Below are 6,133 nucleotides of genomic sequence, written 5' to 3'. Positions count from 1 at the left end.
CCGGGCGACAACACGCAGTTCAAGGTGAAGCTGATTGTGCCTGTTGCCATGGAGCAGGGCCTGCGCTTCGCCATCCGCGAGGGCGGCCGTACCGTCGGCGCCGGCGTTGTATCGAAAATCCTCGACTGATTTCGGCCCAGATTTGCCCAGGGCTGCGTTGGGCTGCGGACTCGGGATCCTCGACGTGCCTCGGCACGCCTCCGGTCCCTCGCCTTGCCCGCCTTACCCTGAACAAATCTGAACTCGAAATCGCACTACTGAACAATGGCAGCGAGTCAGAAAATCCGCATCAAGCTCAAGTCTTACGATCACACGCTGATCGACAAGAGCTCTGAGAAAATCATAAAGACGGTCAAGTCGACCGGCGCCGTGGTTAGTGGGCCGATCCCGCTTCCGACCCGCAAGTCGATCTATACCGTGCTTCGCAGTCCGCACGTGGACAAGAAGAGCCGTGAGCAGTTCGAAACGCGCTCACACAAACGGCTCATCGACATCCTGTCGACTTCGAGCAAGACGGTGGACGCCCTCATGAAGCTTGAGCTTCCCAGTGGCGTCGACGTCGAGATCAAGGTCTGACTCAGGCAATCCCTCCCGCTTCCTGAACGGCCCCTTCCCTGAGGCGGGCCCAAAACCAACGAGCAAAACAATGCGCAAGCTCTCCACCCTCTTTTTCGCACTGATGATCGCCGTCGTCGGCGTAGGCTGTGATTCCAACGACGATCCGTCGGACGCAGAGGCCTTTGTCGGCGTCTGGGCCCTGACCAACGTTGAAGACGCAGACGGAAGCCAGCTGCAGGCGTTTGGTGCCGCGTTCTCTTCCGTGGTGCTGACCAACAGCTCCGACAACTCCTTCGTACTGAACGTGACTCCCCGCGAGGGCGACCCTCTCACGGTTCCGGGTACGTACGTGGTCAACGAGAACACGAACAGCTTCACGCTGAACGCGAACCTCGGTGGCCAGGCCATCCCGCTGGCGTTCACGTACGCCTACACGAGCGACAACGTGGTCACCCTGACCGGTGGCGCTACGACGGCCGTGCTGCTGAACCAGCTCTTCGGCACGTCGCTGGTGGCTCCGGCCGTCATCACCATTACCCGCCAGTAGTTCTGGCCTAGCGCTTACCAATCCGCCGCGGATGGCCCGAAAGGCAGGTCAGCCGGACGCCGAGTCTTCTCTGAGACAAGGCACGGCGTCCGGCAGACCGGGATTGCAATGAGCACACGCTGACATGAGCAAAGGAATGATTGGCAGAAAGGTTGGGATGACCAGCGTCTTTGACGACGCCGGCAACCAGCTTGTCTGCACGGTAATCGAAGCGAACCCGAACGTCGTGACCCAGGTCAAGACGGTCGAGACGGACGGCTACTCCGCCGTTCAGCTCGGTGCGGGCGAACGCAAGGAGAAGCGGACCTCGAAGGCTCTCCGCGGCCATTTCGAGGCGGCCTCCACCAGTCCCAAACGCAAGCTGTTTGAAGTGCGCGACTTCGAGAAAGAGGTAGCCCTCGGAGACGAAGTCCGCGTGGAAGACCTGTTCGAGGAGGGCGAGCGCATCGACGTCGCCGGCACCTCCAAGGGCAAGGGCTTTCAGGGCGTGGTAAAGCGCCACGGCTTCAGTGGTGTCAACGACGCCACGCACGGCCAGCACAACCGCCAGCGCGCGCCGGGTGCCATCGGCGCCGGCTCCGATCCATCCCGCGTGTTCAAGGGCATGCGTATGGCCGGCCAGACCGGAAACCGCCGCGTCACCGTCAAGAACCTTCGTGTGGTTCGGGTTCTGGGAGACCAGAATCTGATCCTGCTCGAAGGCGCCGTCCCCGGCCCCAAGGGTTCGGTGGTCGAGATCCGCAAGAAGTAAGCCCGGTTCAGTTTGCAGCGATGAGCAGCATGAAGACCAAAGTATTGAAGCTGGATGGTAGCGAGACCGGGCGTACGGCCGATCTCGACCAGGAGATCTTCGGCATCGACCCGAACGATCACGCCATCTGGCTGGATGTGCGCCGCATTCAGGCACACGCCCGTCAGGGTACCCACAAGACCAAGGAGCGTAGCGAAACCGCCGGCTCCACCCGCAAGCTCTACCGTCAGAAAGGCACGGGACACGCCCGCGCCGGTGACGCCAAGAGCCCGCTTCGTCGGAGTGGTGGTACCACGTTCGGCCCCAAGCCGCACGAGTATCGCCTGAAGGTCAACAAGAAGACCCGACAGTTGGCGCGTCGCTCGGCCTACTCCCACAAGGCGCGGGCCGAAGCGCTCCGCGTCGTGGAGAATTTCAACTTTGAAGGACCCAGCACCAGCCAGCTCCGGCAGCTCATCCGCGCACTTGAGGCGGACGGCCGTTCGGTACTGCTGGTCACAGACTCGCACAACCCGGCTGTCTACCAGTCGGGCCGGAACCTGAAAAAGGTGACGGTGCGTGCCGCCGGTACCGCATCGACCGCAGACGTGATCGGTGCCCAGGTGGTGATCCTTCAGGAAGCGGCCCTCTCGCAGCTGTCGAGCGCGCTCGGCGCCGGGGCCAAAGACAAGGCGAACGCAGAATGAGCAGCGACGTCCTCATCAAGCCTCTCGTCACCGAGAAGCTGACCGAACTCATGGAAGCCGGGCACTACGCGTTCGAGGTCCGCAAGGACGCGAACAAGGTGGAGATCCGGAAGGCGCTCGAGTCCCGGTACCCGGGTGTCAAGATCAAGGAAGTACGCACCATGGTCGTACGCGGCAAACGTCGCAGCCAGATGACGCGGCGTGGCCGCATTCAGGGCAAGACCGCCTCGTACAAGAAGGCCCTTGTGACCCTGCTTCCCGATTCCGAACAGATTGACTTCTTCGAGGAAATCTAAATGGCCCTCAAGAACCTCAAGCCCGTAACGCCCGGACAGCGCCAGCGCTCGGTTTCCGCGTTCGACACCATCACGAAGTCGACGCCGGAGAAGAGTCTGCTGAAGCCGCTGAAGAAGAAGGGTGGGCGCAACAACAACGGCCGCATCACGGTCCGTCACCAGGGTGGCGGCCACAAGCGTCGCTACCGCGTGATCGACTTCAAGCGCAACAAGGTGGGCATCCCTGCACGCGTTGCGTCGATCGAGTACGATCCGAACCGCTCGGCCCGCATCGCCCTGCTTGTGTACGCAGATGGCGAGAAGCGCTACGTCATCGCGGCCGATCAGCTGAAGGTGGACATGACCGTGCAGAACGGTCCGGATGCGCCGCCGGAGCCGGGCAACTGCCTGCCGCTGGCCAACATTCCGGTCGGTTCGTACGTGCATGCCATCGAAATGAAGCCCGGCAAGGGTGCGCAGCTGGCCCGCAGTGCCGGTACTTACGCGCAGCTGACCGCGCGGGAAGGCAAGTACGCGATTCTGCGCCTGCCGAGTGGTGAGACCCGTCGTGTGCCGGTCGGCTGCATGGCGACCATCGGCACGACGTCGAACCCGGATCACATGAACATTGATCTGGGCAAGGCCGGTCGCAAGCGGTGGCTGGGCGTGCGTCCCAAGACGCGCGGCGTGGCCATGAACCCGGTCGATCACCCGATGGGTGGTGGTGAGGGCAAGGCCTCCGGTGGCCACCCGCGGTCGAAGCACGGCGTGATGGCCAAAGGCTTCAAGACCCGCAAGAAGAACAAGCAGTCGAACAAGTACATCGTGCGCAGCCGCTCCAAGCGGAAGTAGCACAATCTCGAGATCCAAATGGCTCGATCGCTCAAGAAAGGCCCGTTCGTTCACTACAAGCTGCAGCGCAAGGTGGACGAGCTGAACTCAGGTTCGAAGAAGAAGGTGGTGAAGACGTGGAGCCGTGCCTCCATGATCACGCCGGACTTCGTCGGGCACACCTTCGCCGTGCATAACGGTCGTCAGTTCATCCCCGTTTACGTGACCGAGAACATGGTCGGTCACCGTCTGGGTGAGTTCGCACCGACGCGGAGCTTCCGCGGCCATGCCGGATCCAAGAAAGACAAGCGCGGACGTTAGACATGGAAGCCAGAGCAGTACGAAAGCACATTCGCAGCTCCGCAAAGAAAATGCGGCCTGTTGTGAACGTGGTGCGCGGCCAGACCGTGCCTGAGGCGCTGAACGCGCTCAACTTTCTCCCGCAGAAAGTGACCCGCACGGTCAAGCTGACCATTCTTTCCGCAGTCCACAATCTGATGGACCGCAACCAGGACGAGCGTTTCGACGAGGCGGACCTGGTGGTTAAGGAGATTCGCGTGGACGAGGGTCCGCGCTTCAAGCGGTTTCGGCCGGTGTCCCGTGGTCGGGCTCACCCGATTCTCAAGCGTACCGCCCACCTGACGGTGGTTGTGGGCACTGCTGCCGGAGAAGCCGAAACCCTGGAGGACAACTAATGGGTCAGAAAACACATCCCGTAGGATTCCGTCTCGGCGTCATCCGCGGTTGGAATTCCAACTGGTACGCCCAGAAAGACTTCCCCGAGAAGCTGGTTGAGGATCATGAGATCCGCACTTATCTCAACGCCCGCCTGAAGCGCGCCGGCCTGAGCCGTGTGGTGATCGAGCGCACGCCGAAGCGTGTCATCCTCACGCTGCACACGTCTCGCCCCGGTGTAGTCATCGGTCGTGGCGGTGCCGAGGTGGAGAAGCTGCGCGAGGAGATCCGCAAGCTGACCAAGAAGGACATCCAGATCAACATCAACGAGATCAAACGTCCGGAACTGGACGCCTCGCTGGTGGCGCAGAACATTGCGCAGCAGCTGGAAGGTCGCGTGTCGTTCCGTCGGGCCATGAAGCAGGCGCTTGGCGCCGCCATGCGCATGGGTGCCGAGGGAATCCGCATCAAGGTGTCCGGTCGCCTGGGCGGCGCAGAGATGAGCCGTACCGAGCAGTACCTCGAGGGCCGTGTGCCGCTGCACACGATCCGTGCGGACATCGACTACGCAGAGGCCACGGCATTCACCATCTACGGCACGACCGGCGTCAAGTGCTGGATCTACCGCGGTGAGATCCTCGGCAAGCCGGACCTGAGCCCGAATGTGCAGGCCCAGCGCCAGCAGATGCAGCAGATGGAGCCGGAGCGTCGTCGTGGTCGCCGTCAGCGTCGTGGACGCGGCGCTACCGGAGCACGTACCGACAGAAAGTAATCGCAGGCAGCCGGGTCTCAGCGCCCGGCGACAAGACAGGTAATTGTCATGCTAATGCCAAAGCGCGTCAAACGACGCAGAGTTCAGAAGGGCAGAATCAAGGGCAACGCCCAGCGTGGTACCCGCGTCGATTTCGGCGATTTCGGGATCAAGGCGCTGCAGCCCGGCCGCATCACCAGCCGGCAGATCGAGGCCGCCCGTATTGCCATGACGCGTCACATGAAGCGTTCAGGCAAGGTGTGGATCCGAATCTTCCCGGACAAGCCGATCACCAAGAAGCCGGCCGAGACCCGGATGGGTAAGGGTAAGGGCGCCCCCGAATACTGGGTGGCTGTCGTGCGCCCGGGTCGCATTCTCTTCGAGGTCGGCGGTGGCGTGCCTGCGGACCTGGCCTCCGAGGCCATGCGCCGCGCCCAGCAGAAGTTGCCGATTCTGACCAAGCAGGTCACCCGCCCTGACTACAATCCCGCCTGACGAGGCCAGTCATCGACGTCATGAAAGCATCTGAAGTACGGGAAATGTCCAGCGAGGAAATCGCACAGCGCATCAAGGACGAGAAGGATCAGCTGAGCCATCTCAAGTTCCAGCATGCGGTTGCCGAGCTGCCCAATCCCATCGTCATTCGCCAGAAGCGGCGCCTCATTGCGCGGCTGAGCGGCATTCTCAACGAGCGGTCCGCCGCCGAATAACAGAACCCCACGGTAGTTGGTGAGGAAACGGTCAACGGCTCACCAAGCCACAGCAACCTATGGAAGCGAACAACACACGTAACGCCCGAAAGGAGAGGGTCGGCCTGGTGGTCTCGTCCAAAATGGACAAGAGCATCCTGGTGGCGATCGAGCGTCAGGTGAAGCACCCGATGTACGGCAAGTTCGTCAAGAAGACGACGAAGCTCATGGCCCATGATGAGACCAACGACGCCGGCGAAGGCGACACCGTCCGCATCATGGAGACCCGTCCCATGAGCAAGAACAAGCGCTGGCGCCTGGTAGAGGTCGTGGAGCGCGCCAAGTAATCCACGCCCAGTCAGCAGCTAAA

General features: G+C 62.0%; 13 protein-coding genes. All 13 read left to right on the top strand.

What is annotated here, in order from left to right:
• On the top strand, positions 1-129 hold a 129-nt coding region (gene tuf, locus JJ896_17340), incomplete at its 5' end, for an elongation factor Tu (GenBank protein MBO6781426.1).
• A 135-nt stretch (positions 130-264) separates the two neighbouring features.
• Positions 265-576 (top strand): 30S ribosomal protein S10, encoded by a 312-nt coding sequence (gene rpsJ / locus JJ896_17335; protein MBO6781425.1) that lies wholly within the window; start codon positions 265-267, stop codon positions 574-576.
• A gap of 70 nt (positions 577-646) precedes the next feature.
• Positions 647-1,105 (top strand): hypothetical protein, encoded by a 459-nt coding sequence (locus JJ896_17330; GenBank protein ID MBO6781424.1) that lies wholly within the window; start codon positions 647-649, stop codon positions 1,103-1,105.
• A gap of 124 nt (positions 1,106-1,229) precedes the next feature.
• On the top strand, positions 1,230-1,856 hold the full coding sequence (rplC, locus tag JJ896_17325; GenBank protein MBO6781423.1) for a 50S ribosomal protein L3: 627 nt from the start codon (positions 1,230-1,232) through the stop codon (positions 1,854-1,856).
• Positions 1,857-1,885: 29 nt separating this feature from the next.
• Positions 1,886-2,542, top strand: coding sequence for a 50S ribosomal protein L4 (gene rplD, locus JJ896_17320; GenBank protein MBO6781422.1), 657 nt, complete (start codon positions 1,886-1,888; stop codon positions 2,540-2,542).
• Positions 2,539-2,838 (top strand): 50S ribosomal protein L23, encoded by a 300-nt coding sequence (rplW, locus tag JJ896_17315; protein MBO6781421.1) that lies wholly within the window; start codon positions 2,539-2,541, stop codon positions 2,836-2,838. The genes rplD and rplW overlap by 4 nt, the downstream gene beginning before the upstream one ends.
• Entirely contained in the window at positions 2,839-3,669 is an 831-nt protein-coding gene (gene rplB / locus JJ896_17310; GenBank protein ID MBO6781420.1) for a 50S ribosomal protein L2, read from the top strand.
• Positions 3,670-3,687: 18 nt separating this feature from the next.
• Positions 3,688-3,969, top strand: coding sequence for a 30S ribosomal protein S19 (gene rpsS / locus JJ896_17305; GenBank protein ID MBO6781419.1), 282 nt, complete (start codon positions 3,688-3,690; stop codon positions 3,967-3,969).
• A 2-nt stretch (positions 3,970-3,971) separates the two neighbouring features.
• On the top strand, positions 3,972-4,343 hold the full coding sequence (rplV, locus tag JJ896_17300) for a 50S ribosomal protein L22 (protein MBO6781418.1): 372 nt from the start codon (positions 3,972-3,974) through the stop codon (positions 4,341-4,343).
• Complete coding sequence (rpsC, locus tag JJ896_17295; protein ID MBO6781417.1) at positions 4,343-5,095, top strand: 30S ribosomal protein S3; 753 nt, start codon at positions 4,343-4,345, stop codon at positions 5,093-5,095. Before rplV ends, rpsC begins: the two co-directional genes overlap by 1 nt.
• A 48-nt stretch (positions 5,096-5,143) precedes the next feature.
• Entirely contained in the window at positions 5,144-5,569 is a 426-nt protein-coding gene (rplP, locus tag JJ896_17290) for a 50S ribosomal protein L16 (protein ID MBO6781416.1), read from the top strand.
• A gap of 20 nt (positions 5,570-5,589) precedes the next feature.
• Positions 5,590-5,784, top strand: a complete 195-nt coding sequence (gene rpmC / locus JJ896_17285; GenBank protein ID MBO6781415.1) for a 50S ribosomal protein L29 — start codon at positions 5,590-5,592, stop codon at positions 5,782-5,784.
• Positions 5,785-5,843: 59 nt separating this feature from the next.
• Positions 5,844-6,110, top strand: a complete 267-nt coding sequence (gene rpsQ / locus JJ896_17280; GenBank protein ID MBO6781414.1) for a 30S ribosomal protein S17 — start codon at positions 5,844-5,846, stop codon at positions 6,108-6,110.
• The last annotated feature ends 23 nt before the right edge of the window (positions 6,111-6,133 follow it).

This window comes from Rhodothermales bacterium, from assembly GCA_017643395.1.
Classification (GTDB): domain Bacteria; phylum Bacteroidota; class Rhodothermia; order Rhodothermales; family UBA10348; genus JABDJZ01.
Note: the sequence above shows the minus strand (reverse complement) of the source record. Positions and strands in the feature narration are given on the sequence as shown.